The sequence below is a fragment of the Syntrophales bacterium genome (assembly GCA_030655775.1).
Taxonomy (GTDB): domain Bacteria; phylum Desulfobacterota; class Syntrophia; order Syntrophales; family JADFWA01; genus JAUSPI01.
Map to the genome: position 1 here is coordinate 1 of JAUSPI010000261.1, position 3,165 is coordinate 3,165.

2 protein-coding genes are annotated in these 3,165 nt (G+C 43.2%); one reads left to right on the plus strand and one right to left on the minus strand.

From position 1 onward, the window contains the following. Window positions 1–204: 204 nt before the first annotated feature. The gene (locus Q7J27_14570) at window positions 205–1,506 is read right to left on the minus strand and encodes a pyridoxal phosphate-dependent aminotransferase (protein MDO9530364.1); all 1,302 of its coding nucleotides are present in this window, start codon (window positions 1,504–1,506) and stop codon (window positions 205–207) included. Window positions 1,507–1,823: 317 nt separating this feature from the next. Between Q7J27_14570 and Q7J27_14575 the strand changes: the two genes are divergently transcribed. Next, window positions 1,824–3,165, plus strand: a 1,342-nt coding sequence (locus Q7J27_14575) for a phosphoenolpyruvate carboxykinase (protein ID MDO9530365.1), incomplete at its 3' end; no start/stop codon positions are given.

A 3,165-nucleotide genomic window follows, 5' to 3' on the forward strand; every position in this document is an offset into this window, starting at 1 on the left:
GCGGAACTAATTGGGGACGGGTTTACATTTTTCTAAAAAGGCAAAATCTTGTCTCTGGATGATATTAAACATTACTGCAAAACAGCAACAGCGATTGAGCACACGATCAACATTCAGAAAAACATTGACGAAATATATGATGAAGCAGAAAAGGACTTAATCAGCTTTTTAAAATAAACATTTAGTAATTCAATAACAAAAATATTATGACGACTCGACATACTCCACGATTTTTTCGGCAATTTTCCTTATGGTAAACTCAAATTTGGCCTCGTCTTTTTCCAGCAAAGTTAGCCTGAAACCATGTAGCCGGGTGAAAAATGATGTGAGAGGTACCACACATATTCCTGTGGCACCGAGAAGGTAGTACACGAAGCGTTTATCGGGTTCAATCTTTTCACTTACGATTTTTTCAATAAACTGTTTTATATCAGACTGATCTATCCGCAGTGCGTGTCCGTTGTCGAGAACTGATTCCTTGAATACTACAGTCATGTAAAAAGCACCATTTGTCCTGTTGGCTATAACATACGGAACATCTTTGAGGATATTATATGCTATGTTGGAGAGCTTTTCATACCGTTTGATACGGGACTCCAGGTATTGCTGATACTTGGGATGGTCGAAGAGTATCGGAATGGCCAGTTGGGGGAATGTCGTGGAACAAACCTCCGCCATCTTCTGGTTCAAGATAGTGTTGATAAAGGTGTCAAAAGCCTCATCCTTGTCGGCATTATACACCTCTATCCACCCGCACCGGGCGCCTGGCCAGGGGAATTCCTTGGAAATACCCTTCATGCTGATACCTGGTACGTCTTCGATGATGTCGGAGAGCGGGACAGTCTCGACTCCATTGAATATAATGTTATTATACATCTCGTCGAAAACGAGGAAGATATCGTTTTCTCTGGCAATTTTCACAATCTGTTTGAGGATATTTTCAGGATAAACAAAACCGGTCGGGTTATCAGGATTGATGACAAGGATGCCGACAATTGATTTATGGCTTTTCACCTTCTGTTCCATTTCATGAATATCCGGGCACCAGTTATTATGTGGGTCCATCTGGTAGGTATTTGGAGGAAAGGAAGCATGCAGAACCTCCGCAAGCAGGTGGGTGGAATAGGTCGGCTCAGGCATGATAATCCGTGCATCGACACGCATGGAGCCATACGTTCGTGCAATGGCATCACCAAGACCATTAAAAAATATAATGTCTTCGCTGTCTATTTTTGCCTTTCCCCTCTTGTTTACCAGCTCCGCAAGAAACTTCCTGGTTTCGTCAACTCCCTTTGTAGGTGAATATGCGTATGAACGATCTTCTTGTAAGATGTCCGTCAAGACCTCTTTCATCCACTCGGGTATCTTCTCCCCTTTTCCCACGGGATCACCTATGTTTTCCCAGATAACCTCGATGCCGTAATCGCTCATCTTGTTCGCTATATTTACGATGTTCCGTATTTCATAAGTAAGGCCGCTGCTCCTTCTCGCAATATCGAATCTCATAATCTCCTCTTTGTATCATTATAATTTGATATAGAACCTTTAATATCTAATACAATTTACACAAGAAAGCTACTATTTTTATTAACCCTAAAATAGACATTGAAAATAAAGACTGTCCTCCCCGTCCCGTAGGACAGCCGTCTCGGCTGTCTAAGCGATTCACCATTATGGACAGGCGGGACGCCTGTCCTACTGTATTGGAAGGGTCAATGTCTATTTTCGGGATTAACCTTTTCTTAAATTTTTATGTTGAGGTTTAGGACTATTTAATTTATTCTATATACGAAAGAAAAAATCTGAGTAACGGGGGTAACGGAATGAATTATTTCAAATTGGCGGCTAAGCAGATATATGATGAGGCCAAAAAGGATGGGCGTCTAATTGAGGGACTTCCTTTAGATGAACTCAAACAGCTCGCTTTGAGACAGGAAGGGGTTATACAAACACAGATTGGCTCGATAGCCGCAGATTCTGAGCCAATGTCAAGGGCCGCTCCTCATACCAAAAATAGTGTTGACCATGAGTTCGGTGAAGAGGAAGAGGCCCTGGCTAAGCAGGCCGTAGAAATATTGGGCAAGGAGAAGATCATTTCTCTCGATACCATGGTTGGTGACGGCCGGGAAGGAATCACTGCTCGTTTTATCATTCCCAAAAAGTATGCGCACCTTGCATACGGGCTTGAGCTTCTCCTGGATTGCCCGTCTGCTAAGATTGTGGAAGATCCAACTTACACCATTATCTTCTTCACCGACATAGCTTTTGAATACAACAAATCGAAAAGGCTGATAGATAAAGATATTTCGATCCGGCTGATGATGGGTGAGAAGAGGGGCGACCAGGTCAAGATATGCAGAAATTCGACATATCTTGGTGAAGGCAAGAAGGGAGTTTTTCAGTTTGAAGACTGGCGGGTTAGGGCTATCGACAAGACTGGCATTTTTCTACATGCCGGCGCAAGGAAGGACTTTTTATGGGTCTATGACCAGGAGACTGAGCGGCCTGAGCTAAAAGAGATACATACAGCAATTTCAGGTCTTACGGCTACCGGCAAGACTACAACCCTGTGCCGGAGACTGGCAAGGATGCCGAAGGAAAGCTGGGAAATGATTGGTGATGATGGAGGTACAGTCGGTTTTGACGGAAGTTACTGCGCGTTTGAGTTATGTGGTCTCTATGTTAAGACAGAAAACCTTGACGAAAGCCAGCCAGAAATATTGAGGGCCGCTCAATCGAAGGATGCGTTTCTTGAAAATGTAGCTATCAGTAAGTATCCCTACATGCCTGATTTCAATGATCTTTCCAAGACCGGCAACGGACGGGCCATTGTTACTCGTAAAAATCTGGAGATCGCCAGTAATGGTCTCCGGGGCAATAAAATTGACTATATAATTATTTTAACCCGGAATCCGCTGGTAAACGTTATTTGTAAGCTGACTCTGGAACAGGCCACGATGCAGTTTATTTATGGGGAATCTATAGAGAGCACCGGCGGGGATCCCGAACAGGCAGGAAAATTTAAGAGGGTCTTCTTTCTTGACCAGTTTGTAACCGGTGATCGACTAGAACATGCTATGATTTTTTACGATATCCTCAAGCAGAATAACATAAAATGCTATCTTGCAATTACCGGAACGATCGGCGAGCCTGAACAAAAGGTTT

Bases quoted from the DNA above. Each gene is read 5' to 3' on its own strand.
- Q7J27_14570 (MDO9530364.1), bottom strand. From the start codon at position 1,506: ATGAGATTCGATATTGCGAGAAGGAGCAGCGGCCTTACTTATGAAATA.